Here is a 24,947-nt window from a genome sequence, read left to right as displayed (position 1 = left end):
TATACTCGGTATCGCATTCGACCGGACCGCGACAGGAGACGACATGTCCGTACGCCAGAGCCTGCTCGCCATCCTCGCGCAGGGCCCCTGCTACGGATACCAGCTGCGGCACGAGTTCGATCGCCGTACCGGTTCGGTCTGGCCGCTCAACGTCGGGCAGATCTACAACACTCTGGAACGGCTCGAGCGCGACGGCCTGGTGCGCCGCGGAGCGACCGATGACCACGGCCACGTGTACTGGGAGATCACCCCGGCCGGAGCGGACGAGGTCGACCGCTGGCTCTCCTCCCCCGTCGTCCGCGGTCAGGGAACCAGGGACGAGCTCGCCATCAAGCTCGCCGTCGCGGCCACGCTGCCGGGAGTCGACGCGTCCGCGGCGATCCGGGCGCAACGCGCGGCGTCGATGTTCCAGTTGGAGCAGCTGCGGCATCGACGCACGGAGCGCGACGAGGAGACGCCGGAGGAGCTGGCCTGGTCGCTCGTGGTCGACTCGCAGATCTTCGCCGCCGAGGCCGAGGTCCGCTGGCTCGACCATGTCGAGCGACGGCTCGCCGCGCACCCGCGGCACGCCGTGGCCCTCCAGCTGACGGCCGAGCGCCCCAAGCGGGGGCGTCCCGCCAAGGCGGCCGCCCTGGTCGCGGACCATGTGCCGGCCGCGTGACGACCCCGAAGCGCCGCATCGCCACCCTTCATCGCCGCCGATCGCCGTTCGCCCGGAGCGGATGCTCAGCCAGCGCGGGCGCGCGGGAAACTAGGATCGGTTCATGGCTGGATTTTGGGGCAGACGCAAACGCGAACAGGAAGAGCTCGCCGCACAGGATGCCGACCTCGCCCGGCGTGCGGAGCAGGCCCTCGTCGGCGCGGACGAGCGGATCCGCACGACCACCGATGAGCTCTCGTTCGCCGAGGCCGAGCTCGGCGAATCGCTGACGGCCGACCTGCGCCGGGCACTTGCCGCGGTGCGGACGCACCTGCGGGAGGCCTTTCAGCTGCACCAGCTCAACCACGACGAGATCCCGGACACCCCCGAGGAGCTGCGCACGCGGAACGCCCGCATCCTGCAGCTCTGCGACTGGGCGCAGGATCTCCTCGACGAGAAGACGGCCGTCCTCGCCGAGTCCGTCGCCAAGGTGCGCCGCGCACCGGAGATCATCGCGCAGGTGCGAGCCGACGCTGCGGCGCTGAGCGCGAGGGTCCCGCAGACCAGAGAAGCGATCCAGCGACTGGCCGCCCGCTACGCCGAGTCGGCGATGCACCAGATCACGGCGAGCGCCGCCGAGGCGGAGCAGCTCATCAGCTTCGCCACGCACAGCGCCGACGTCTCGGAGCGCCGTCGCGCCGCGAAGCAGAACGAGGAAGCGAACGTCGCCCTCGAGACCGCGACCGAGGCCACACGGCGCGCGTCGGCGCTGCTGGACGCGGTCGAGGACTTCGAGATCGAGGCGCTGCGCGCCGAATCAACGCTCGCCGAGGTCGTGGCGGATTCCCGCGGCGACCTGATCGCGGCGCGCAACGCGCCCGCCACCCCCGAGGTGGCTCAGGCGGTCAGCGCGCTCCAGTCCGCCCTCGCCGCCCTGACGCCCTCCGGCACCCCGAACGACCCCTTCGCGGAGCTCTCGCAGCTGCGGGAGGCGAACTCGGCGCTGGACGAGGCGATCGCCAAGGCCCGGCACCGCGCCGAGAACCCCCTCCCGAGCATCGCCCAGGTGCAGCACGCCATCGATGACGCGGATCGTCAGCTCGGGGTGGCGCGCGGACTCATCGCCGGACATCGCGGCTGGATCGGCGCGGACGCACGGACACGCCTGGCCGAGGCGGAGCGCCTGCGCGTCGACCTGTCCGATCTGCTCCCTGCGGAGGACACACGCGAGGCCGCGCTCCTGCAGGCGCGCCGTGTCGCCCACCTCGCCTCCGAGGCCCTGCAGCTCGCCCAGCGCGACATCGACTCCTCCCGTCCTCCCGGGCAGGACTGGGGCGGCGGAGGCTGGGGCGGCGGACCGCGGCGCGGTGGCGGCGGTGGAGACCTCGCCTCCGGCATCCTCGGCGGTCTGGTCATCGGCAGCCTGCTCGACGGCATCTTCGACTGACCGGCCACGGCGAGCCCCGACAGCACAGGAACGGCCCGACCCCGAGAGGGGCCGGGCCGTTCCGCTGTCCGCGTCAGGAGGCGAGAGCCTGCGACGGCGGCGCCTGGGTGCTGAGCGCGATCACGCCGTAGTCCCAGCCCTTGCGCCGGTAGACGACGCTCGGGTGATCCGTGCGGACGTCGACGAACAGGAAGAAGTCGTGTCCGACGAGCTCCATCCGATCGACGGCCTCCTCGACGGTCATCCACTCCGCGTCGAAGCTCTTGGTGCGGATGACGACCGGCGAGTACTCCTCTTCCTCGGTCTGCTGCACCGGAACGCTGCCGGTGGCGACGGCATGGAGCACGTCTGCCGATGCCGGCTGCACGTCGATTCCCTCGAGGGCTCCGCTCTCCTTCTCGAAGTGGGCGCCGCGCGGGTGCTGTCTGCCGTCGACCCGCTTCTCCTTCGCACGGCGCAGCTGTTCGGCCATCTTGTCGACGGCCAGGTCGAGGGCGACGAACTTGTCGCCGTCCGTCGCCTCGGCGCGCACCACCGGACCCTTGCCGATCAGTGTCAGCTCGACCGTCTCATCCGGGATACGGCCGTTGCGGTAGACGCGATGCGTGACCTTCACGTCCAGACGCTGCGCTCGTGACGCCAGCATCTGAATCTTGGCGATCTTCTCTTCGACAACGGTTCGGAAGCGATCGGTGATACCCACTCCGACGCCGACGATGCTCGTTTCCATTGCTGCCTCCTTGTCCCGGTCCTCCCGGCCAAGGGCGGACCGTGGTCGCCTTGTGACACCCCACCGTAGTCCGACCGCCGACGGATGTCACGGGTCTCACCCTGATGTCTGCGTCGAGTTCGCCATGAGCTTCATCCGAATCCTTCCCGGCGCGGCGTGGCGGCGAGCGCGACGGCGCCGACGACACGGAAACCGGCCTCCTCCAGCGCGCGAGCCGCCTCGTCGAGTGTGGCGCCGGTCGTGACGACGTCGTCGACGATCAGCGTTTCCGCGCCGCGCCCGGATCGGCGGGCCCGCATCGCCCCGCGCACGTTCTCCTCCCGTGCCGCGGCCCCCAGCCGCTTCTGCTCGGTGGTCCCCGCCGCGCGCGTGAGCACCCGCTGCGGCTCGACGCCGGCCCGACGGAGCAGGAGCTCGGGGACGCGGTAGCCGCGCCGGCGGAAGGCTGCGCGCGCCGTCGGCACCGGCACGACCCACGTCATCGGCGTCATCGCGGGCAGCAGGACCTCGCCGAGCGCGGCGCCGAGGGGCCGTGCGAGGAACGTGTCGCCCTCGCCCTTGAGCCGCCGGATGCAGCGCGCCGTGACGCCCTCGAACGGCAGTGCGGCGCGGAAAGCCATCCCGCGCGGCGTCGTACCGGCCTGGGGATCCGCCGTGACCGCGCGTCGGCATCGCCCGCACAGCAGGGCACCCGGTTCGCCGCATCCGGCGCACGAGGCGGCGAGGAGGAACGCCGCCAGCTCGGCACCGACCCGCGCCACATCATCCTTGGTCACCATCGGACGATTGTGCGGCTGCGGTCCCCGGGCGGGGACCGCAGCGCCCGTCCGTGATCAGAACAGCGCGGCAGGGGCCGCCGGTGCAGGAAGGGTCATTCCCCGGCGCGCGTGGCGAGGACGGAGACCCCCGACGCGATCTCGCGCCAGGCCGAGCCCGCGTGCGCGAACAGCGCGCCGTCCGAGCCGAGGATCCGCACCCCGGCGGACGTCCGGGCACCGGCCGCCGAGACGGCCGTGCTCGGGGCGGCCTCCGCCGACCCCGGTCCCCCGACGACCTGGGTGATGAGCCGCGGGCTGCTGGGATCGACCAGCACCGCGAGGCGATCGGCTCCCACCCACCCGAGCGCCGAGGCCTGGCCGGAGAGCTGCACGAGGGGCTTCACGTCGCCGAGCTCCGTCGGCGCGCCGGAGGAGTCACGGACGACCGCGGCGACGACCACCCAGATCTGCTTGCCGACGGTCAGGACGGCGGCCACGCGCGCCCCGTCGGCCGAGACGCGCATCGCGGACACGGACGAGGCGGTGGGCCACGCGTTCGCGACCTCGAGAGGGGCGACGTCGCTCCCCGTCACCTGCAGCGCGCTCGGAGTGCTCCGCGGCACCGTCCAGGTGTAGCCGTACGGGTCGATCGAAGGCTCGATGAGCCCGGAACGGTCGTCCAGCTCGTCGACGGCGCCCTCCCGGACGAGATACACGTGGCGGTCGGCGAGCTGCACGGCGGCCCGCGAGTCGTCCGCAGCCAGGTCGAGGGAGAGCACCGGCTGCGGGAGCCGGGCCACCTCCGCGCTGATGCCGTCGATCGGCGAGATCTCGTCGCCGACGATCCGGCCGAACGCGCCGTCCTTCAGCACGAGGGTGCCGACCTCGGCCGGCGGCTCGACGACGTCGACGACGCCCGCGTCCAGCGCACGTCCGTCGACCGTGAACCGCACCTGGGTCACGGCGACCCCCGCCGCACGCAGCGTGGACTGGAGTTGGGTGCGCATGCGGGAGAGGGTGGTCGGATCGAGTCCGGCCGCCGGGCGGGTGAGGGCGACCTCCGCCACCTGTCCGACGATCGGAACCGCGTCCTGGGCGAGCTGCACATCCGCGGGGAACGCCGTCTGCACCGCGGGCTTGAGCCAGTCGCTCGGCCCGCCCCCGATGAGCTGCTGCGTGACCGTGGTGGCCGGGCTCTGTCGGCGGGGGAACCAGCGCATGTCCGGCACCAGGCGCGACCAGGCGAGGTCGAAGTACTGCAGGGGGTACCCCTCGAAGACGTTCGGGAACCGCTGCTCGTCGATCACGACCCCGTCCGGCGCATCGGTGATGCGCCATTCTCCGTCCTCCATCCGCTCGAGGGTGAACGGGACGGGCGAGGGTCCGAGCGCCTCCGAGTAGCCTCCGGAGTCGTCGACGCTGGCGACGAGATCGAGCAGTACCTGCACCTCTGCCGTATCGGCGTCTTCGACAGCGTCGTCGGGAACGGAGGAGGTGATGGTCCTGGTGTCGACGCCGAGGTCGATCGAGACTCCGGCGCTGGGTCGCCACGTGCGCTGCAGCGACGGGGCGAGGAAGTCGCGGGCGGTGTCCCAGTTGTCCGTCGTCGTGATGCCCGCTTCCAGGAAGCCCTCGACGATCTGCTCCGGTCCGGCACCGGTGATGGGGCCGGACGCGACGGGGAGGAAGTCGACCTCCTGCTCGGATTCGCCGAGCTTGAGTCCTACGGAGACGCCGCCGCTCGTCGGGAGCCCCGCACAGGCCGGCAGCAGGAGCGCCGCGACCGCCAGGGCCATCACGCGCAGCGACCGTCGTCCGGTCCGTCGACTCATGACCGCTCCTCCTCGTCGTCGAACAGCCCGGCCGGCGCATCGGTCAGCGAGATGGGCTGCGTCGCGTCGCCGATCTCGGCGAGGGGCTCCTGCGGCTCGATCGGGATGGGACTCGGCCCGTCGAGGACGCCGTCGCGCCGCGGGATCGTGAGCACGAAGTTCGTCCCGACCCCGAACTCGGACCACACGGCGAGCGTGCCGCCGTGCAGCGTCGCATCACCGAGGGCGATCGAGAGCCCGAGCCCTGTGCCGCCGATGGTGCGCTGGCGAGACGGGTCGGCGCGCCAGAAGCGGTCGAACACCCGCTCCACATCCGCCGGCTGCATGCCCAGTCCGAAGTCGCGCACCCCGGCCGCCACGGCGTGCTGGTTGCTGTCGACCGTGATCACCACGGGACGCCCCTCCCCGTGCTCGATCGCGTTGCCGATCAGGTTGCGCAGCACCCGCCGCACCCGTCGCGGATCCATGTCGACCGGCGAATAGCCCCCGGGCGCGACGAGTCGGAGTTCGGTCCCGCGGGTCTCGGCGAGCGGTCGCATCTGCTCGATGATGTCCTCCGCCAGGTGGGCGAGGCTCGTCGCCTCCAGCTCCAGCTGCACCGAACCGGCGTCGTACCGGCTGATCTCGAGCAGGTCGGACAGCAGCGTCTCGAACCGCTGGACCTGCGCATGGAGCAGCTCTGCCGTCCGCGCGGTCGTGGGGTCGAACTCGCCGCGCTGATCGTTCAGCATGTCCGCGGCGAGGCGGATCGTCGTCAGCGGCGTGCGCAGTTCGTGCGAGACGTCGGAGACGAAGCGCTGCTGCACCATCGACAGCTCGCCGAGCTCCTTGATCTGCGCCTCGATGCTGTCGGCCATGGCATTGAACGAGCGCCCCAGAGTCGCCAGCTCGTCCTCGCCGTGGACCTCGAGGCGCACGCCGAGGTCTCCGGCCGCGAGACGGGCACTGGTCTCGGCGGCCTGCACGATCGGGGCGGAGACCGCCCGCAGGACGATCCAGGAGATCGCCGCGACGATCGCGACGAGTCCGATCCCTGCGATCCAGAGGGTCCGCTGCACGAACACGAGGGTCTGGTCGGCGTCGCCGAGGTCGTAGGCGAAGTAGATCTCGAACGCCCCCGCCTCCGGCACCAGCAGCTGCTGTCCGACGACGATGCCCGGCGTCTCCCCGCCGTCCTCCGCCGGGAGCGCGATCGACTGCCACTGCTGCCGGTCGGCGAGCTCGACCACGCGGGCACGGAGTTCCGGGCTCAGCAGGTCGGCGCTCAACCGCGCCTCGAAGCCGTTCAAGCGGATGCCGTCCGAATCGTTGTCGATCGGGTAGCCGGCCAGCTGATCGGTGCTCGACGTCCGGGCGAGGGTGCTCTGCACGCCGTTCCACAGCTCCGTGAGGGCGGCGGGGTCGTCCCCCACCTCCGCCACGTCGAGCGTCGCCTGCACCTGGTCGACGGCGCGCCTGGCATCCTCCAGGGCCACGTTCTTCCGTGAGATGAACAGGTCGTTCTGGATCACCAGAGCCATCGTCACGCAGGTGATCAGAATCGCGAGCGACGTCGCGATCAGCGTGATCGAGAGAGTGCGGAAGCGCAGCGACCGACGCCAGAGGAGGCCGAGCATCGCCGGCCACCCGCGCCAGTCGCGCAGCACGGCGACCGTCGTGGTGGTCGCTGTGGTCGCGGCCATCGTGCTCCTATGCGACCGTCCCGGCACGGTAACCCACGCCGCGCACGGTCATCACGATCTTCGGATTGTCCGGGTCGAGTTCGACCTTGGCGCGCAGACGCTGCACGTGCACGTTCACCAGACGGGTGTCTGCTTTGTAGTGGTAACCCCACACCTGTTCGAGGAGCATCTCGCGCGAGAAGACCTGCTGCGGCTTCGACGCCAGCGCGACGAGCAGCTGGAACTCCAACGGGGTCAGCGCGATCGGGGTGGTGCCGCGACGCACCTCGTGCGCGTCGACGTCGACGGTCAGATCGCCGACCCGCAGCTGCTCGCTGGTCGTCTGGGGCGTCGGACGCAGGCGGGTGCGGATGCGCGCGACGAGCTCCTTCGGGTTGAAGGGCTTGACCATGTAGTCGTCAGCGCCGACCTCGAGACCCCTGACCACGTCGGCCGTGTCGCTGCGTGCCGTGAGCATGATGATGGGCACCCCCGATTCCGCGCGGATGCGGGTGCAGATCTCGATCCCGTCCATGCCGGGCAGCATGAGGTCGAGCAGCACCAGATCCGGGCGCTGGGCGCGCCATTCGTCGACGGCCCGCGCGCCATCGGCGCAGAAGACCGGCTCGAAGCCCTCGGTGCGCAGCACGATCCCGATCATCTCGGCGAGCGCTGTGTCGTCGTCGACCACGAGAATGCGTGAGGTCATAACAGTTACCTTATGGCACCGAGTCCCGCGTGCCGCAGGTCTGCGCTCCACGCCGCGGATATGACACGATGGGAGCGCACGACGGAGGGAGTGCCATTGAGTGGCCAGACGTGGACGCCTGCCCCGAAGAAGGGGATCATCCCCCTTCATCCGCTGACCTTCGGGATGCTCCTGGGCAAGGCCTTCGCGGCTCTCCGCCACAATCCGAAGGTGCTCTTCGGATTCGCCGTCGCCATCCAGCTGGTGGTGGTGATCGCGACGGCGACGGTCATGGGACTCGTGCTGTTCACCACCTTCACCCGGCTCTCCACGGTCTCCCCCTCGTCTCCCGACTTCGAAGCGGTGTTCGCCGGGACCGTGGCCATCAACCTGATCGCCGGACTCGCGGTGGGACTCGCATCGATCGCGTTCACGGCGATGATGCAGGGAGTCGTCGCGGCCGAGATCGGCTATGCCGCGATCGGTGTGAAGGCGACGCTGCGCATGCTGTGGCGCCGGATGGCCCCGGCGTTCTGGCGTCTCGCCGGATTCGCCTCGCTGTCGGTCGTGGCCGTGTTCGGGGCCTTCATGATCGTCGCGGCCGTCGCCGCCGGTCTCCTCGCCGGCGGGCTCGGCGACAGGGGGGAGCTGGTCGGTCTCGTCGTCGTGGTCATGATCCTCATCGTGCTCCTGTGCATCCCGCTCGGCGTGTGGCTCACGACCAAGCTCCTGCTCGTCCCGTCCATCCTCGTGCTGGAGCGCGCCCGATTCCGCGAGGCGTTCGTGCGCTCCTGGCGCCTCACGCGCGGCCGGTTCTGGGTCGCATTCGGGGTCATGTTCCTCATCAGCGCCATCATGGGACTGGCGGCGCAGGTGGTCGGCATCCCGGCCACTCTGCTCAGCTCGCTCCTCGGCTCGGTGGTCGCTCCGACCGGGGCGGAGGGGCCGAGCGCCGTCGTCGGCTACGCCCTCACCCTCATCGCCCCGCAGATCCTGCTGCTCGTCATCCAGGCCATCGCCCTCGTCGTGCAGAGCACCGGGTCCGCTCTGGTCTACCTCGACTGCCGGATGCGGTACGAGGGACTCGATCAGACCCTGCTCAGCCACGTCGAGCGTCGAGAGCTCGGCTGGACCGACGAGCAGCTGGGCGATCCGTTCGCCGTCGACCCCTCGCGTGCCGTCACCTCCGCACCCCCGCCGCGGCAGGTTCCCGAACACGTGCTGATGACGCAGGCCGGCCTGTATGCGCCGACCGGAGCCCCGGGCTATCCCGCCCCGCCGGCACCGTACCCCGGCCAGACGTACCCCGGCCAGACATACCCTCCCGCGCCGTACCTCGCTGCAGCACCGCAGGCCCCGGCGCCGCGGCCCGCCGCGGATGCCGCGTTCCCTCCCCCTCCGCCCCCGCGTGACCCCGAGCCGCGCTCCGCCCCGACCGGGAACGAGTGGACGGCGCCCGGCAGCGACGCGACGACATGATCCGACGCATCGACGACGTGTTCGTCCCGGATGGGGATGACGCCAGACGCTGGGCGGAAGAGGAACTGTCCAACCCGCGCTACGCGGATGCCAAGCCGACGTGGTTCGACCTGCTCGCCCGCGACGTCGGGCGCTTTCTCGCCGACCTGTTCAGCTCGGAGAACGGGGCGGGCGTCGGCCCGTCCGCGCTCATCATCGTCATCGTCATCATCGCTGCTGCTCTGGTCGCGGCACTCCTCATCTGGGGACGCCCGCGCCGTTCGCGTGCCGTTCGCCGCGGACGCCTCGATCTGCTCGGAGCGAGCGACGACCGCACCGCCGCGCAGCTGCGGTCCGACGCCGAACGCAGCGCCAGGGAGGGCGACTGGGATGCGGCGACCGTCCTCCGCTACCGGGCGCTGGCGCGCGGACTGCTGGAGCGCGACCTGATCGATCCGGCCCCCGGCGCCACCGCGCAGGCCATCGCGCGTGAGGCGAGCGCGGTGTTCGCCGACGAGTCGGACGCCCTGCGCCGCGCCGCCGTCGCCTTCGACGACGTCCGCTACCTCGGCCACCGCGCGACGGCGGCAAGCTACGGAGAGCTCGCGGCGACCGACGAACGGCTTCGCGCCCGTCGCACCGAGGCGGTGGCAGCATGACGGCCGTCCGCGAGGGGACCGCGCCGCCGTCCACCGCAGATCCCCGACCGCGCCGGGGCAGGACCATCGCGGGATGGAGCATCGTCGTCGCCCTCGTGCTGCTGGTGTCCTTCGCCGCGCTCCGCGTCGCCGCCACCGGACCGGCGGCACAGGGTGCGCTCGACCCGGAAGGTGCAGGCGAAGGCGGAGCGCTCGCTCTCGCCGAGATCCTGCGCGAACAGGGCGTGGACGTCTCCGTGTACCGATCTCGTGCGGAGGCGCGTGCCGCGATCGATCAGGACGCGACGCTCGTGATGACGAACCCGTACACGCTGACCGACGAAGCCCTGGAGACGCTGATGGAGCCGGCGGAACGCGTCGTCTTCCTCTCCGCCGGGACGCACCTGCTGAACACCCTGAAGATCGGCGAGAACGCGACCGGCGCGCTGTCCGAGGTCACTCCCGGATGCGACCTTCCCGAGTTCGCCGAGGTCGGCTCGATCCGCGCCGACCGGCTCTTCTCCCCCGCCGACGGCGTCCAGGCGTGCTTCCGGAACGACGAGGGCGCCGCGGTCCTCGTGGACGCGCGATCGCGGCCCCGCCAGGCGGTCGTCGAGGGCACCCGGCTGTTCGACAACGAGGGCCTCGCCGAGGACGGAAACGCCGCCTTGGCTCTCGCTCTGCTCGCGCAGACCGACCGCGTGGTCTGGTACGTCCCGAACTTCGCCGACTCGGACATCGAAGGCGAAACGGTCGACACTCTGGGCAGTCTCACGCCACCCTGGGTCACGCCGGCCATCCTCCTGCTGATCGCAGCCGGGATCGCCGCGGCGATCTGGCGGGGCCAGCGCTTCGGACCCCTGGTCGCCGAGACGCTGCCGGTCACGGTCCGCGCCTCCGAGACCATGCACGGCAGGGCGCGCCTCACCGCGAAGGCCGCGGACGCGCAGCATGCCGGAGAGGCGCTGCGCGACGGCGCACGGCGACGACTCGCCCGCCGCCTCGGCCTCGCCGTCCACGCCGGAGCGGACGACGTCGCCGATGCGGCCGCGGATCGGCTCCGGGTCCCTCGCGGCACGCTGCAGGAGCAGCTGTCCGGGCCGCTCCCCCACGACGACGCCGCTCTGATCGAGCTCGCCCGTCGGCTCGAAGCGCTGGAGGACGCCGTTGACGACAGCATCCGCAGCGCGAAGGACACCCCGTGACCGACCACGCACACTCCCATCCATCCGAGACAAGCCGAGGGAACCCCGTGACCGTTGAGAATCAGACCGCGGACGACGCCGCGCTCCGACAGGCCATGCACCGAGTCCGCACCGAGGTCGACAAGGCCGTCGTCGGCCAGGCCGGCACCGTCACCGGTCTGCTGGTCGCTCTGCTCGCCCGCGGACACGTCCTCCTCGAGGGGGTGCCGGGGGTCGCGAAGACCCTCGTCGTGCGATCCTTCGCCCGCGCGCTCGGACTCGACACCAAGCGCGTGCAGTTCACCCCCGACCTGATGCCGGGCGATGTGACGGGCTCGCTCGTGTACGACGCGCGCACCGGAGAGTTCGACTTCCGCGCCGGCCCGGTCTTCACCCACATCCTCCTCGCGGACGAGATCAACCGGACTCCGCCGAAGACGCAGGCCGCCCTGCTCGAGGCGATGGAGGAGCGTCAGGTCTCGGCGGACGGTGTCAGCCGTGCTCTGCCCGACCCGTTCCTGGTCGCGGCGACGCAGAACCCGATCGAGCACGAGGGCACCTATTCCCTGCCCGAGGCTCAGCTCGACCGGTTCCTGATGAAGCTGGTCGTCGGCCTGCCGGAGCGCGACGCCGAGGTCTCGGTGCTCCGACGGCATGCCGAGGGCTTCTCGCCGCGCGAGCTGACGGGCGTCGAGGCCGTCGTGTCCGCCGAGGAGATCCGCGCGGCCCAGCAGTCCGCGGCGGCCGTCGAGGTCACCGACGACGTCCTCGGGTACGTCGTCGACCTCGCGCGCGCGACCAGGCAGTCACCGTCGGTCGAGCTCGGCGCGAGCCCGCGCGCGTCGACCGGACTGCTCGCGGCGGCCAAGGCCTGGGCGTGGCTCAACGCCTCCTCCGCAGTGACGCCCGACCATGTGCAGACCATGCTGGTGCCGGTGTGGCGCCACCGCCTGCAGCTGCGACCGGATGCCCAGATGGAGGGTGTCTCTGCCGATGCGGTGCTCACCTCGGTCGTGCAGCAGACCAGGGTTCCGATCTAGGTGTTCGTCACCGGCCGCCTCGCCGTCGCCATCGCCGTCGGTGTCGTCCCACTCGTCCTCGCCGGGCTCGCGGGCTCTCCGGCGTACGCGGTCCTGGGCGCCTGGCTCGCGCTGTGCGCGCTGCTGGTCGGTCTCGACGTGCTCCTCGCCGCAAGTCCCCGGTCCGTGATCGTGACCCGCCGCCTGCCCCGGCGCGTGCGTCTCGGCGAGCCCGTCCCGGTCAGCGTGGCCGTCCACAACCACGGGTCCCGGCCGCTGCACGCGGTGATCCGCGACGCCTGGCAGCCGACCGCGGGCGCCCCCGAGGAACGGCAGCGGCTGAGCATCCCCGCGGGAGAGCGGCGACGCGTCGCGATTCCGCTCCTGCCGCGGCGGCGCGGAGAACTCGTGAGCGAGTTCGTGATGGTCCGCTCCCGAGGCCCGCTCGGGCTCGCCGGCCGACAGGCACGGCATGCGGTCCGCGGCGCGATCACGGTGCTGCCGGCCTTCGCCTCGCGCAAGCACCTGCCGTCCCGCCTCGCCCGGCTGCGCGAGCTCGACGGCAACACGAGCATCCAGGTGCGCGGCCAGGGCACCGAGTTCGACTCGCTGCGCGAGTACGTGCGGGGCGACGACGTGCGCTCGATCGACTGGCGTGCCACGGCCCGCGCCGGCACCACGATGCTGCGGACGTGGCGCCCGGAGCGCGACCGCCACGTCGTCATCATCCTCGACACCGGACGCACGGCCGCCGCCCGCGTGGGAGACGGCACGCGGCTCGATGCCGCTCTCGAGGCCTCCCTGCTGCTCGCCGCGCTGGCCTCGCGTGCCGGAGACCACGTCCACCTGCTGATGTACGACCGCGTCGTGCGGGCGCGGGTGTCCGGCGTGGAGGGCACGGCGCTCCTGCCGGCGATGACGGACGCGATGGCCCCCATCCACGCCCGCCTGGTGGACACCGACTGGCACGGGGCGTTCGCCGCCGTGCGCACGCTCACCACGCGCCCGTCCCTGATCGTCGCGCTGACCGCGCAGGACGCGGCCGAGTCCGCCCGCGGATTCCTCGGAGCGTTCCCGAACGCGACACGGGCGACCACCGTGCTCGTCGGCTCCGTCACCGACGACGGCATCGCCGAGCTGGCGCGTCGACGCGGCTCCCGGGAAGAGGTCTACCTCGCCGCCGCGGCCGAGCGCACCCTGCGCGACGCCGAGGACGTCGCGGACGCGATCCGTCGCGCCGGGGGCGAGGCGATCGCCGCCGACCCTGATGCTCTGCCGCCGCGGATCGCCGATCGCTACCTGGAGCTGAAGGCGGCCGGCCGGCTCTGATCCCCGAGCGGACGGGATCAGCCGGCGACGAGGCGAGGAGTGCCCGCCTCGTATTCGACGAGGTCCCCCGTCTCACCCGAGCGGTGCGCCCGCCCTCCGACCACGAGCATGTAGATCAGGAACACCGCGAGCGCCGCCGCGCCGATGCCGATCTTCAGCGGCCAGGGCAGCGCCCATCCGGTGACGAACCCCTCGACCAGCCCGGCGAGGAAGAGGGCGAAGACCAGCCCGAGCGCCACGGTCGCGAGGGCGCGGCCCTGCTCGGCGAGCGCTTCGCCGCGCGTGCGTCGCCCCGGCGCGACCCACGCCCAGAACACATGCAGTCCGGCTGCGGCCGCCACGAAGATGCAGGTCATCTCGAGCATGCCGTGCGGGAGGATGTACAGCACCATGAGGTCGGCATGCTCGTGTGCCGCCATCACCGCGCCCGACGTGCCGAGCCCCATGGCGTTCTGCACCAGCATGTACACCGGCCAGATGCCGGTGACGCCGAAGAGAACGCACTGCATCGCGATCCAGGCGTTGTTGGTCCAGACCATGCCCATGAACACCGCGGCCGGATTCTCGGTGTAGTACCCCGTGAAGCTCTCGTCCGCATACTGCTTCAGGGCATCCGGGGCGCCGAGCGTCGCGACGAGGGCGGGGTCGCTCGAGATCCAGGCGGCGGTGCCCACGGCCACCGCGATGAAGGCCACCGCGATGACCAGGGTCGTCCACCGCAGCCGGTACAGGGCGGCGGGCAGCTGCAGACGGAAGAAGCGCGCGGTCTGGGTCAGGATGCTGTCGGATGCGCCGGTGAGACGCAGCCGTGCCCGCACCAGGATCGTCGACAGATACGCACCCTGCGGGGAGTCGCCTATCGACGTCTTGAGCTCGGCGAGGTCGGCCGACGCCGCGCGATAGCGGACGATCAGCTCATCCACTCCCGCACCGTCCAGACGGGCACGGCTGAGCTCGTCGAGCCGCTCCCACTCGGCGCGGCGTGCATCGGTCAGCGCATCGGCGTCCACCTGATTTACTGTACTCATGTCCGCCCAGATCGACGTCTCCGACGAGGTGCTCTCCGGCGAGGCCGTGGCGATCGACGTGCAGCCGGTCGGCTTCCTGCTGCGGGCGCTCGGCGCCATCATCGACATGCTCCTCGGCTACGCCGTCTTCGTCCTGTGGATCTTCCTGCGCATCTGGCTGCTCGACGCCGGCGTGCTCGACGCGGCGACCGACCGCATCGCCGTCGTCTCCGCGTTCGTGGTGAGCTTCGTCGTCCTCCCCCTCACGATGGAGGTCGCGCTGAAGGGGCGCAGCCTCGGCAAGCTCGCGGTCGGCGGACGGATCGTGCGCGTCGACGGCGGCGCCGCAGGATTCCGCCACGCCTTCATCCGCGCCCTGCTGGGGGTGCTCGAGATCTACATGACCTTCGGAGGCATCGCGGTGCTCACCGGCGCGTTCACCGCCCGGTCGCAGCGCCTGGGCGACCTGGTGGCGGGAACCTACAGTCAGCGCGTGCGCACCCCGGCCCTCACCACCCATGCCCCCGTGCTGCCGCCGGCTCTGGCGGGCTGGGCACAGGTGGCGGACGTCGCCCGGCTTCCCGACCGTCTGGCGCGTCGCATCTCGCAGTTCCTGCAGAGCGCGCCGCGGATGGTCCCGGTCGCTCGGGCGCGCGTCGCGGCGGAGCTGCTGGCGGAAGCGGCTCCGTTCGTCTCGCCGATGCCGCCCGCTCCCCCGGAGCACGCGCTCGTCGGCATCACGGTGCTCCGCAGGGAACGCGAGCGCCGCGCTCTGCAGAACGCGGACCGCAGGGCCGAGCGGCTCACCGGCCGACGCGTCGGGGTCTGACCGACGCCGACGCGCTCCGACGTGCTCAGACGTGCTCAGACGTGCTCAGTAGCGGTAGTGCTCGAGCTTGTACGGACCCTCGACGGGCACGCCGATGTATGCCGCCTGCTCCGGCGTGAGAGCGGTCAGCCGCGCGCCCAGCGCGTCCAGGTGGAGTCGCGCCACCTTCTCGTCGAGCGCCTTGGGCAGCACGGAGACGCCCGTCGGGTAGGCGGCGATGTTCGTGTACAGCTCCAGCTGCGCCAGCACCTGATTGGTGAAGGAGGCGCTCATCACGAAGGAGGGGTGCCCCGTGGCGTTGCCGAGGTTCATCAGTCGCCCCTCGCTGAGGACCAGCACGCTGCGTCCGCTCGGCATCCGCCATTCGTGCACCTGCGGCTTGATCTCGATCTTCTCCACCCCGGCGAGCGCCTCGAGGCCTGCCATGTCGATCTCGTTGTCGAAGTGTCCGACGTTGGCGACGATCGCGAGGTGCTTGAGCGCCTGCAGGTGCTCGACCGTCACGACGTCGCGGTTCCCCGTGCCCGTGATGACGATGTCGACCTCGCCGGCCACGTCGATCAGTCGCGCCACCTGGAAGCCGTCCATGGCGGCCTGCAGAGCGCAGATGGGGTCGACCTCGCTCACGATCACGCGCGCGCCCTGGCCCCGCAGCGCCTCCGCCGCCCCCTTGCCGACATCGCCGTAGCCGCAGACGAAGGCGACCTTGCCGCCGATGAGCACATCGGTCGCCCGGTTGAGTCCGTCCGGGAGGGAGTGCCGGATGCCGTATCTGTTGTCGAACTTGCTCTTGGTCACCGAGTCGTTGACGTTGATGGCGGGGAAGAGCAGGTCTCCGGAAGCGGCGAGCTCGTACAGTCGGTGCACGCCGGTCGTGGTCTCCTCGGTCACACCGATGAGACCGGCGGCGAGCTTCGTCCAGCGGTCGGGAGAGGCGGCGAGCGAAGCACGCAGAAGGTCGAGGATGACCGTGAACTCGTGGGCATCGGCGTCTGTCGCGGCGGGCACCGCACCGGCCTTCTCGAACTCGACGCCCTTGTGCACGAGGAGGGTCGCATCGCCCCCGTCGTCCAGGATCAGGTTGGGCCCGTCGAACCCGGACGACGACCAGTCGAAGATGCGCGCGGTGCACGCCCAGTACTCCTCGAGCGTCTCCCCCTTCCAGGCGAAGACCGGAGCACCCGCCGGCGCATCGACGGTGCCCTCGGGACCCACCACGACGGCCGCCGCCGCCTCGTCCTGCGTCGAGAAGATGTTGCAGCTCGCCCATCGCACCTCGGCGCCGAGCGCGACGAGCGTCTCGATGAGGACGGCGGTCTGCACGGTCATGTGCAGCGAGCCGGCGATCCGCGCGCCCTTCAGCGGCTGAGCGGCACCGTACTCCTCCCGCAGCGCCATGAGCCCCGGCATCTCGTTCTCCGCCAGTCGGAGCTGATGACGGCCGGCTCCGGCGAGCGACAGGTCGGCGACACGGTACTCGAGCTCAGACATCCTCACATTCTTCCATCCCGTCAGAATCGCATCCTGGCATGTCAGAAGCGGATCGCGTCGATGACCTTCACCCGCAGAGCGACGAGCGCGGGGATGAAGCCGGACACCGCCCCCACGACGACCGAGGCGAGGAGTCCGATCATCGCGGCCCGCATCGGGAACGGCGGGACGTCCTGGATGCCGGAGAACAGCGAGGTGACGATCCAGTCCGACCGCAGGATCGCGACCACGATCGCGATCCCGATCACGCCGGCGACCGTCGTCGCGACGAGGCTCTCCAGGAAGACGGAGAAGAACACGCGTCCGGAACTGGCCCCGAACGCGCGGCGCACGCCGATCTCGCGCACCCGCTGACGCATGGCCACGAGCTGGATGTTGATCAGGCTGAGCGCGCCGAGGGCGAGGATGAGCGCGGCGATGCCGCCGGTGATCATCTCGAAGGTGGCCTGCGCGTCCAGGGTGCCCGGTTGCGCCGCCCAGTCCGATCTGCTCACCGAGACGGTCTGACCGGCGGGGAGCCCGGCCCGCAGATCCATGGCGAGCACGGGGGCGATCCGATCCACCTGATCCTGCCCCATCCAGATCTCGTACTGCGTCCAGGCGTCGGCCGGGAGCGCATCAACGCGGGCGCGGTAGGAGTCGTACAGCAGGTCGACATGCAGTTCCTCATCGCCCATCCCCTGGCGCGGCGTGATCCCGATCACCTGGTACGTCCCCCGGCCGCGCCGCTGAGCGTCAGCGTCGGGTGCTGCGTGAGCGGCACGCGCCCGAGGCGATCCCACAGCGCTTCGCTGATGACGACCGCCGGCGCCAGGGCTTCGGCGTCGGAGTCCAGGAACCAGCGTCCGTCGAGGAGGCGTTCGCGGTGGATCTGTGAGAACGCCGGATCCATCACCCGTGCGGCCACCTGCGTGATGCCGTCCGGGAGCTGAACATCGAGCATCACGCCCTGCGCGATGCGCGCCGTGTGACTGAACCCGAAGCGCTCGGACACCCGACTGAATCGCTCATCGAAGCCGTCGGTGTCCACGGGAGATCCGTCGTCGCGCGTGACCGAGACCACCACCGTCGCGGCTCGGCCGCCGAAGCGGTCCGACTGCTCGGTCTGGAACTGCCTCTGGTACTCCGAGATCGCCACGACGGCAGTGAGCGCGCCGACCGAGACGGCGATGCCGATCAGACTGAGCAGCACGCGGAGCTTGTGCACGCGGATCTCGGCCCATGCATCGGCGAGCGCGCCGAGGAAGCCCGTCATGCGTCAGCCCTCGGCGGCGTCGACGGCACGGATGCCGCGAGCGTCGACGCTTCGAAGGCTCGACTCAGATCGGCCGTCTCCAGGCGTCCGGCGTCGAGGCGGTAGTGGCGACGGGCGCGCGCGGCGACGTGGAGGTCGTGCGTGATCGTGACCAGCGCGGCATCGGTCTCGGTGGCGACCTCGTCGAGGAGCGACATGACCGACGCCCCGGTGTCGATGTCGAGGGCGCCCGTGGGCTCGTCGGCGAGGATCAGCACCGGGCGGCGCACGAGAGCCCTGGCGATGGCCACGCGCTGCTGCTCGCCGCCGGAGAGCTTATCCGCGATCTGGTCGACGCGGTGTCCGAGCCCGACCCGTTCCAGCATGTCGGCGGCGATGCGACGACGGTTCCAGAACATCCGGCCCCGCGCATGACCGAGCGGCATCATCACGTTGTCGATGGCCGTCCTCCCGGCGAGGAGGTTGAACTGCTGGAAGACGAAGCCGACGTTGTCTCCGCGCAGGCGGTCGAGACGGCCGGATCGCATGCGGCGCACCTCGCGCCCCTCGAAGGAGACCGAGCCGGAGGTCGGCGCATCCAGCATCCCGAGGATGTTGAGCAGGGTGGACTTCCCCGACCCCGAGCGGCCGACGATGGACACGTGATCCCCGGCGCCGACCTCCAGGCTGACGCCGCGGAGGATCTCGAGTCTCGAGTCATCCGCCAGGAGCACGCTCTTGGACACGTCGTCGAGCGCGACGAGACTCACCAGCTCATCCCGCTGTCGCACTGCTCCACGCCCGGCGAGACCTCGTAGCAGATCTCCTCGACGGGTGCGACGAAACCGGGCACGAACTCGCGGATGCTGTCGCCCTCCGCGAGGCCCTCCGTGACCTCGACCATCACGCCGTCGTTGACGCCGAGCTTCACGGCGCGCTCCTCGGGCTCCGACCCGTCGGCGGCGTCGATCCAGACGCTGCCCGTCCCCGAACCACCCTTGACCGCGGTCACGGGGACCACGAGTGCGTCGTCGACCTGGCCGAGGGCGAGATCCATGGTGGCGGGGAGTCCGGCGAACACGGTCTGATCTCCCGGGATGGCGCACCGGACGTTCGCCGTTCCCTCGGGCGTCACCTGCACGCCCACGCCGGTGCACGCGAACGGTGCGGGACCGCCGGTGATCGTGACCGTCGCCTCGGTCGGCGCGTTCACGAGCCGATACAGCTGCACCGGCTCCACCGTGGCGAGCAGGTGGTAGCGCGCCGGTGTGAGTTTGTAGGTCTCGGTGCCGACGGTCGTCGTCTGCCCCTTCACGACGGCCAGCTCCGAGACGTCGCCGGCCTCCGGCGCGAGCACGTCGATGTCCTTGCGCGGGTCGTCCTGGCGGACCGTGAAGAGCTTCTGTCCCGCGGCCACGGCGGCACCGTCGCCGATGTGCACCGCGATGACGGTTCCGTTGATCTCGCTCCGCACCGGATACGCCTCGTCTCGGGCGACGTTGCCGCTCAGGCTGAGGGCGTTCACGACCGATCCGCGCTCCACCGCGACCACGGGGTCGGTGATCGCGGCCTCGGGACTGACCACGCTCTCCGCCCGGTCGGGGAAGAAGGCGATCTTGACGAGCGCGGCCGCGCACGCCCCGATCAGGAGGACGAGCAGCAGGGGGAAGATCCAGCGACGCCAGACGATCACGAGTGCCTTTCCGGCCGCGCCGCCCTGGCACGCCTGCGGTCAGCGTATCCAGACTTCGATTCGACCTCGGGCCCGGCGACCGCGTGTCGAACGGACGCGCTCAGGCGCGGAGAGCCTCGTGCCTCACCACGAGCCACCCGGCGGGCACGGAGAGCCGATCCGCATGCGGGGAGCACAGGTCGTGCGCCTGCGGGTCGTTCGCAGCGCCGAGCGAGCCGAGGGCCGCCATCTGATCCCCGTAGTCGTACGTGAGCGTCGCCACGGCCTCTCGCGCGCAGCCGACCTTCGAGCACAGTCGTTCGTCCATCTCCGTCAGCGTACGGCCGGCGCGCGCCGGAGCCGGGCATGCCGCGCCGCGCGACGCGGTACGGCCTAGACTTTCGTCATGCCCCGTCGTCGTGCCACCCATGCCTCCGCCGCACCACGGCGCGGCGCGCGGCACGGTCGCCACGGGAGGCTCGGCCGCAGCGAGGTCGTGCGTCCGCCGCTCGCTCCGCTCGACGGCCGCATCGACCGATTCGACCTCACCGTCGGCACCGCGGTGGAGTTCCTGCGCGGAACGTGGCCCGAGCTGCAGGAGGTCCGCTTCGAGATCGGCGCGATCCCCGGTTTCGACGCGACGGAGGAAGTGCCTCGGTGGTATCTCGACCGCGAGAATCGGCGCATCGTGCTGTTCCGGCTCCCCATCGAGCGGCTCCTTCCCCCCGGGCACGACGACGCCGCACACCGCCGCATGGCGATCGAGAGCGCCGTCTTCCGCGCAGCCGCGGAGTACGTCGGTCGCGAGCCCTGGGACCTCGGGCACGATCACTGACTCCTCGCGCCGCGCGTGCGCGTCAGCTCACGGGTAGACCGTGATGGACCGTTCGACGCCCGGGCTCGCCTGCACCGGAAGCACAGCCAGGCGTCCGGGAGCGGTGAGCGTCACAGCGGCGTGCACCGCGCCGGTCGTCCGCATGCGGTAGGTGGTGCGCGCCTCGACCTCCACCCCTCGGGTCTCGCCGGCGGCGATGCTCACCTCCTGGGGTTCGCCCCCGTCGAGCGGTTCGAGCGTCACGGTCGCGTCCTGGTCCGAGGTGTTCGCGATCTGCAGGCGCGGGGCGGGACCCGAGGGCACCGCGAACACGACCTCGTCCTGGATCTCCGGCGCCGGGGTCGCCCAGGCGAAGTCGGAATCGAGGCCGAACCCGTCCTGCTCGCGGATCGCGGCCACCACCGGAGCTTCGGCGTCGACCTCCACGGTGTAGCGCCCGGGCTCGAGGCCGCTGAGGGAGACCTGAGCCGGCACGTCGGCATCGAGCGGAACGGTGAACTCGTCCACGGTCGAGCTCGACCCCTCGCGCTGGACGCGGACGGTCGCCGTGGTGCCTGCGCCCGGCGAGAGCAGGCGCAGCACGGTCATCTCCGCGTCGTCTCCGTCCGCGGCGAAGGCCTGCACGCCGGTGAACACGAGGTTCTGCTGCGCGCCGGCGACCGCATCCTGCAGGTCGACGCCCGCCGGGTCGAGCACCCGCACGAGCGAGGACTGGAGGACGGCCCGCACCGGGGCGCCCACCGCGGCCACCTTGACGACCGGCGCCTCCTCTCCCGCCGCGACCGCACTGAGCGGAAGGCCGATCTGGGTGCGAGCGGGGACCACCGTCGTCGTCGTGCTCCGGGTGGCGCCGTAGATCGTCAGCGTGACGGTCGCCGGTACTTCGGCGGCGTTCGTGAGGGTCACGATGTCCTGGGCGCCGGTGGCGACGCTTCCTCCGACGAGCCAGGAGTCCAGCCGCGGCACGCCGCAGGGAAGGGCGGCATACCCGGCGAGGTCGTCCGCGGCGACGGCGATGGACTCGGCGCCGGCGATCAGCGGGGCCGAGCGCTCCTCGACCGCTCCGGTCAGCACCTGCGGGCCGGAGTCCTGTCCCAGATCCGGAGCCGCGAGCTGCATCGCCGCGGGCGGCCCTGAGGTGCCTCCGGCGGTGAGCGACGGCGTCCCCGCCGCGCGCATCTCCAACGGCGCGGCGGCATCCCGGCCGAGGGCGCGGAGATCTCCGTTGCACACGAGCACGCTGTCGCCGGGAAGCGGTGTGACGTCGACCTGTGCCGGCTCGTGCCGGACGGTCGGCCAGGGAGCATGGATCGCGGTCGCGACGCCGACGACGCACGCCGCCGCCACGACCACACCGGTGACGAGCCTCGCGCCGGTCGCGGCGACCCGGAATGCACGTGTCCCCGTCATCGGTCCTCCTCCTTGCCTGTCGGCGCCGGCCGATCGGCATCGTCGGGTTCCGCCTCGCCGTCTGCGCCGGACGCCTCGTCGACGTCAGGGACGGGTTCGGCGATCGGCGCCAACGCCTCGTCTTCCAGCGCCGGAGCGTCCTGCGGCTCCTCGATCGCTCCGATCGGCTGGTCCTCCGGGTCGTCTCTGTCCTCGGCGTGGCGCGGAAGGACGAGGGGCTCTTCGGGAGCACGGCCGACGATGCGGGACTGGGCGCGCGCCGCGCGACGGGAGGCGCGGGTGGGGATCGCGAGGAGAAGGGCGGCGAGCACGGCCAGCAGCTGCAGGGTGACGACCAGCCGGGCGGTCCCCTCCTGTGCGGAGGTGAGCTCCGGAGCGGCCGCGGCGTCGGCCTCCAGCCGCCAGAGGACACCGCGATCGGTCGAACCGGCGTGCACGAGCCCCGGGCGCTGATCGATCGACGCGATGGCGGTGGTGCGCAGCGTCCGCGCACGATCGCCCTCCCCGCCGGCGACCGCGGACAGGAGGACGTAGCTGATCCCCTTCGCCGCCAGCTCGCCCGGTGCGTCGAAGTCGCGGGCGGAGATGAGGTCGACCGCGAGGGTCGAGACGTCCTCGCCCTGCGGCTCGACGGCGGTCGACAGCATGGTCGTCTGCGATCCGAGCGTCTCGCTGGCCCCCCAGACGACCTCGGCTGCGAGGCCGCCGTCATTCTGCGGCGTCAGCACGAGGGTGGCGACCGACGCGTCGCCCGCGGCCTGCGCCGCGACGTAGGCCGGCAGGGTGGACTCCGGGCCGTTGGTGAGGACAGTGCGACCGGCGTGGAAGGCGGTGAGCGCGGGCACGGCGCAGACCGCCAGCGCGACGCCGGCGGAGACCGCGGCGATCACGCGCAGCCGCGGCAGCGTGAGCGCGGTGTCGAGCGTGACGAGAGCCGCTCCCAGCACCCCGACCCAGGCCAGGCTGAGTCCCGCACCCGGCCAGATCGCGACGGGAGCGCCCTGGACGAAGCTGACGGTGACGCCGACGGCCAGGAAGGCCGTCGCGAGCCCCGCGAGGGCGACGACGAGCAGGGTGATGCCGGCCCGCCAGCGCGGGGCGACGGCGGCCCCGAGCGCCAGGAGCGCGAGCGGCGCGCACAGCACCGGCGCCCACACCGCGATCGAGGCGGGGACGAGCGCCGTCCATTCGGCGAGACCCGTGGTCGGGAATCCGGTGGCGAGGGCCAGACGACCCGCCGCATCGGCTGCCGCCTGCGGTCCCGCCCAGATCGATCCGGGATCGGCCAGGATTCCCAGGGGCGTGCCGTTCGCGAGCTGCCAGAGCACGAGAGGGGCGAACATCGCCACGGTCGGCACGGGCAGCCAGAGCAGCCGCCCCGCCCCACGGAACTGCGCCGTGCCCAGCACGATGCCGAGGGCGACGACCCACAGCAGCGCGAGCGCGGGTGCCAGCGACGGGGCGCAGGCGATCACGGCGGCGAGCAGCAGGGACGCGCTTCCGGCAGCTCCCCAGGAGCGGTGCGCGACGACGGCGCTGTGGAAGAGCCAGGGCAGCAGCAGGTGCACCAGGACCGCGGCAGGCCGCCCCTCCACGAGCGCCGTGAGGAAGGTCGGCGCGAGCGCCCACGCGACGCCGGCGAAGATCCGCAGTCCCGCCCGGTCGGTCACGCGCGTGGCAGCGAACCACCCCCCAAGGACGGCGAGGGGCAGGGCGAGGATCCACAGGAGCACCATCGCGAACGAGGGCGCCCCCGGCCACAGCGTTCCGACGACCGCCACCACCGCGGCGAACGGATCGGCCGGACCGACGACATCGACGCCGATGCCCCGCAGACCCCAAGCGGCGTCCGCCCAGAGCGCCGACACGGTCTGCCGGAGCGGGAGCAGTCCGCCTCCGCCGACCGCCGGCCAGGCGATCAGGGTGGTGAACGAGGCGATGCTGACGACCAACGCCGCCAGCACGGCCCAGGCGCCACCGCCGGAGAAGAAGCGCAGCTCGCTGACGGCACCGCCTTCACTGCCGTGCCCGTCGTCCAGCCGCCGTCGCAGGTCGGAGGAGGTGACCCGCAACGGCGCGATGCTGGCCCATGTCGAGGTGCGGAAAGCGCGGATGCGCGACCGGGAACGAGCGACGGCACCGACGCGCACCATCGCGGTCAGAGCGGCCCACCACTCGGGCAGCACGGACTCCGGGCGCTTGCCGACGAGATGCGTCAGCGAGCGCCACAGCGCGAGCGGAAGCAGACTGAGCCAGTGCAGCGGCACGGCGGCGGCCGGCGCATATGCCAGGCGGCGATGCAGCTGCGCGAGGCGTGTGACGTAGGCGCGGCGCGTCCTGCCGGACGGCAGCGCCGCCGGCCCCCCGGGCGCTGCGGAGACCCGCGCGCTCGGCGCCAGGACGACCCTGCCGCCCCCGAGGCGCGCGCGCACGCCGAGGTCGAGTCCCTCGTCTGCACCGGCGAGCGCCGGATCGATGCGCAGCGCGTCACGGACCTCGCCGCGGATGAGCATGCCTCGCACGTCGGCGCCGAGGGCATCGTCCATGCGATCGTGCTGGCCCTGGTCGAGCTCCCCGGCAGCCAGTTCGACCGACCGTCCCAGCGCCGTCATGCTGACGCCGAGCGAGACGATCTCGCGGTCGTTGTCCGTCGCGACGAGCTTGGGGGCGACGATCGCCGCAGAGGGAGAGCGCTCCAGCGTCCCCCTGAGACGTTCCAGCGCCCGCGGATGCGGGGCGGTGTCCTGCGCCAGCAGCCAGATCGCGGAGCCCTCGAGCACGCGCGGACGGGCGAGTTCGACCGCCTCGGCGAACGTCGTGGTCGACCGCGCCTCGATGATGCCCTCCACGGTGCTCGCGACGGCTTCGCTCTCGCGTGCCGAGGAGGCGTCGCCGCAGACCACGAGCGTGATCGCGGCCGGGGGCGCCGTCTGATCTCGCAGAGCTTCGAGAGTGCGGAGGAGCTGCGCTCGGGAGGAGGATCCGTGGCGCGCGACGATGATGGCGTGAACTCGGGCTGGCATGACGTCGTCAGCCTATGCGCGCGATACTCCGGCTCGGGTCAGCGGACGCGGCGCGCCCGCGA

General features: G+C 71.7%; 23 protein-coding genes. 9 read left to right on the top strand and 14 right to left on the bottom strand.

From position 1 onward, the window contains the following. Positions 1-43 precede the first annotated feature (43 nt). On the top strand, positions 44-661 hold the full coding sequence (locus tag CSX12_RS06535; RefSeq protein WP_124895259.1) for a PadR family transcriptional regulator: 618 nt from the start codon (positions 44-46) through the stop codon (positions 659-661). A 103-nt stretch (positions 662-764) separates the two neighbouring features. Next, positions 765-2,087, top strand: a complete 1,323-nt coding sequence (locus tag CSX12_RS06530; RefSeq protein ID WP_124895258.1) for a hypothetical protein — start codon at positions 765-767, stop codon at positions 2,085-2,087. 73 nt (positions 2,088-2,160) lie between these two features. Here CSX12_RS06530 and raiA read toward each other — a convergent pair whose 3' ends face one another. The 5 genes from raiA to mtrA all read right to left on the bottom strand — a co-directional run bounded on the left by raiA (position 2,161) and on the right by mtrA (position 7,777). Beyond that, positions 2,161-2,817 carry a ribosome-associated translation inhibitor RaiA gene (raiA, locus tag CSX12_RS06525; protein ID WP_017203234.1) on the bottom strand — a complete coding sequence of 219 codons (657 nt, stop codon included), beginning with the start codon at positions 2,815-2,817 and terminating at the stop codon, positions 2,161-2,163. A 131-nt stretch (positions 2,818-2,948) separates the two neighbouring features. After that, positions 2,949-3,596 carry a phosphoribosyltransferase family protein gene (locus CSX12_RS06520; RefSeq protein ID WP_124895257.1) on the bottom strand — a complete coding sequence of 216 codons (648 nt, stop codon included), beginning with the start codon at positions 3,594-3,596 and terminating at the stop codon, positions 2,949-2,951. A 92-nt stretch (positions 3,597-3,688) separates the two neighbouring features. Then, a complete protein-coding gene (locus CSX12_RS06515) occupies positions 3,689-5,407 on the bottom strand; it encodes an LpqB family beta-propeller domain-containing protein (protein WP_124895256.1) in 1,719 nt (572 codons plus the stop codon). Then, positions 5,404-7,089, bottom strand: coding sequence for an MtrAB system histidine kinase MtrB (gene mtrB / locus CSX12_RS06510; RefSeq protein WP_124895255.1), 1,686 nt, complete (start codon positions 7,087-7,089; stop codon positions 5,404-5,406). Before mtrB ends, CSX12_RS06515 begins: the two co-directional genes overlap by 4 nt. A 7-nt stretch (positions 7,090-7,096) precedes the next feature. Then, positions 7,097-7,777, bottom strand: a complete 681-nt coding sequence (gene mtrA, locus CSX12_RS06505) for an MtrAB system response regulator MtrA (RefSeq protein ID WP_017203238.1) — start codon at positions 7,775-7,777, stop codon at positions 7,097-7,099. A gap of 96 nt (positions 7,778-7,873) precedes the next feature. On the opposite strand from mtrA, the gene CSX12_RS06500 reads away from it, so the two are divergent. The 5 genes from CSX12_RS06500 to CSX12_RS06480 all read left to right on the top strand — a co-directional run bounded on the left by CSX12_RS06500 (position 7,874) and on the right by CSX12_RS06480 (position 13,384). Continuing rightward, on the top strand, positions 7,874-9,235 hold the full coding sequence (locus CSX12_RS06500) for a glycerophosphoryl diester phosphodiesterase membrane domain-containing protein (RefSeq protein WP_124895254.1): 1,362 nt from the start codon (positions 7,874-7,876) through the stop codon (positions 9,233-9,235). Further along, complete coding sequence (locus CSX12_RS06495; protein WP_124895253.1) at positions 9,232-9,873, top strand: DUF4129 domain-containing protein; 642 nt, start codon at positions 9,232-9,234, stop codon at positions 9,871-9,873. The genes CSX12_RS06500 and CSX12_RS06495 overlap by 4 nt, the downstream gene beginning before the upstream one ends. Continuing rightward, positions 9,870-11,057 carry a DUF4350 domain-containing protein gene (locus CSX12_RS06490; protein WP_124895252.1) on the top strand — a complete coding sequence of 396 codons (1,188 nt, stop codon included), beginning with the start codon at positions 9,870-9,872 and terminating at the stop codon, positions 11,055-11,057. Before CSX12_RS06495 ends, CSX12_RS06490 begins: the two co-directional genes overlap by 4 nt. 95 nt (positions 11,058-11,152) lie before the next feature. Then, positions 11,153-12,076: a MoxR family ATPase gene (locus CSX12_RS06485; RefSeq protein ID WP_241160603.1), complete on the top strand. Its 924-nt coding sequence runs from the start codon at positions 11,153-11,155 to the stop codon at positions 12,074-12,076. Continuing rightward, positions 12,077-13,384 (top strand): DUF58 domain-containing protein, encoded by a 1,308-nt coding sequence (locus tag CSX12_RS06480; protein WP_124895250.1) that lies wholly within the window; start codon positions 12,077-12,079, stop codon positions 13,382-13,384. Positions 13,385-13,401: 17 nt separating this feature from the next. Here the strand turns inward: CSX12_RS06480 and CSX12_RS06475 are convergent, their stop codons facing one another. Next, positions 13,402-14,394 (bottom strand): stage II sporulation protein M, encoded by a 993-nt coding sequence (locus CSX12_RS06475; RefSeq protein ID WP_124895249.1) that lies wholly within the window; start codon positions 14,392-14,394, stop codon positions 13,402-13,404. Between the two features lie 16 nt (positions 14,395-14,410). On the opposite strand from CSX12_RS06475, the gene CSX12_RS06470 reads away from it, so the two are divergent. Next, positions 14,411-15,220 (top strand): RDD family protein, encoded by an 810-nt coding sequence (locus CSX12_RS06470; RefSeq protein ID WP_017203243.1) that lies wholly within the window; start codon positions 14,411-14,413, stop codon positions 15,218-15,220. Between the two features lie 45 nt (positions 15,221-15,265). On the opposite strand, the gene ahcY is transcribed toward CSX12_RS06470, so the two are convergent. The 6 genes from ahcY to CSX12_RS06445 all read right to left on the bottom strand — a co-directional run bounded on the left by ahcY (position 15,266) and on the right by CSX12_RS06445 (position 19,945). After that, positions 15,266-16,711 (bottom strand): adenosylhomocysteinase, encoded by a 1,446-nt coding sequence (gene ahcY / locus CSX12_RS06465; protein ID WP_124895248.1) that lies wholly within the window; start codon positions 16,709-16,711, stop codon positions 15,266-15,268. A 41-nt stretch (positions 16,712-16,752) separates the two neighbouring features. Beyond that, positions 16,753-17,415 (bottom strand): ABC transporter permease, encoded by a 663-nt coding sequence (locus CSX12_RS18705; protein WP_241160580.1) that lies wholly within the window; start codon positions 17,413-17,415, stop codon positions 16,753-16,755. Beyond that, positions 17,412-17,966 (bottom strand): ABC transporter permease, encoded by a 555-nt coding sequence (locus CSX12_RS18700; protein ID WP_241160579.1) that lies wholly within the window; start codon positions 17,964-17,966, stop codon positions 17,412-17,414. The genes CSX12_RS18705 and CSX12_RS18700 overlap by 4 nt, the downstream gene beginning before the upstream one ends. Next, positions 17,963-18,715, bottom strand: coding sequence for an ABC transporter ATP-binding protein (locus CSX12_RS06455; RefSeq protein ID WP_051000888.1), 753 nt, complete (start codon positions 18,713-18,715; stop codon positions 17,963-17,965). The genes CSX12_RS18700 and CSX12_RS06455 overlap by 4 nt, the downstream gene beginning before the upstream one ends. Next, positions 18,712-19,638: a hypothetical protein gene (locus CSX12_RS06450; RefSeq protein ID WP_017203247.1), complete on the bottom strand. Its 927-nt coding sequence runs from the start codon at positions 19,636-19,638 to the stop codon at positions 18,712-18,714. The genes CSX12_RS06455 and CSX12_RS06450 overlap by 4 nt, the downstream gene beginning before the upstream one ends. 100 nt (positions 19,639-19,738) lie before the next feature. Further along, the gene (locus CSX12_RS06445) at positions 19,739-19,945 is read right to left on the bottom strand and encodes a DUF3499 family protein (protein ID WP_124895247.1); all 207 of its coding nucleotides are present in this window, start codon (positions 19,943-19,945) and stop codon (positions 19,739-19,741) included. A gap of 78 nt (positions 19,946-20,023) precedes the next feature. Between CSX12_RS06445 and CSX12_RS06440 the strand changes: the two genes are divergently transcribed. Continuing rightward, on the top strand, positions 20,024-20,452 hold the full coding sequence (locus CSX12_RS06440; RefSeq protein ID WP_225855796.1) for a hypothetical protein: 429 nt from the start codon (positions 20,024-20,026) through the stop codon (positions 20,450-20,452). Between the two features lie 27 nt (positions 20,453-20,479). On the opposite strand, the gene CSX12_RS06435 is transcribed toward CSX12_RS06440, so the two are convergent. Together CSX12_RS06435 and CSX12_RS06430 are read right to left on the bottom strand one after the other, a co-directional pair. Beyond that, on the bottom strand, positions 20,480-21,862 hold the full coding sequence (locus CSX12_RS06435; protein WP_124895246.1) for a DUF5719 family protein: 1,383 nt from the start codon (positions 21,860-21,862) through the stop codon (positions 20,480-20,482). Further along, the gene (locus CSX12_RS06430; RefSeq protein ID WP_124895245.1) at positions 21,859-24,885 is read right to left on the bottom strand and encodes a glycosyltransferase; all 3,027 of its coding nucleotides are present in this window, start codon (positions 24,883-24,885) and stop codon (positions 21,859-21,861) included. Before CSX12_RS06430 ends, CSX12_RS06435 begins: the two co-directional genes overlap by 4 nt. Positions 24,886-24,947: the final 62 nt, after the last annotated feature.

The organism is Microbacterium sp. Y-01 (assembly GCF_003856715.1).
Taxonomy (GTDB): Bacteria; Actinomycetota; Actinomycetes; order Actinomycetales; family Microbacteriaceae; genus Microbacterium; species Microbacterium algeriense.
Note: the sequence above shows the minus strand (reverse complement) of the source record. Positions and strands in the feature narration are given on the sequence as shown.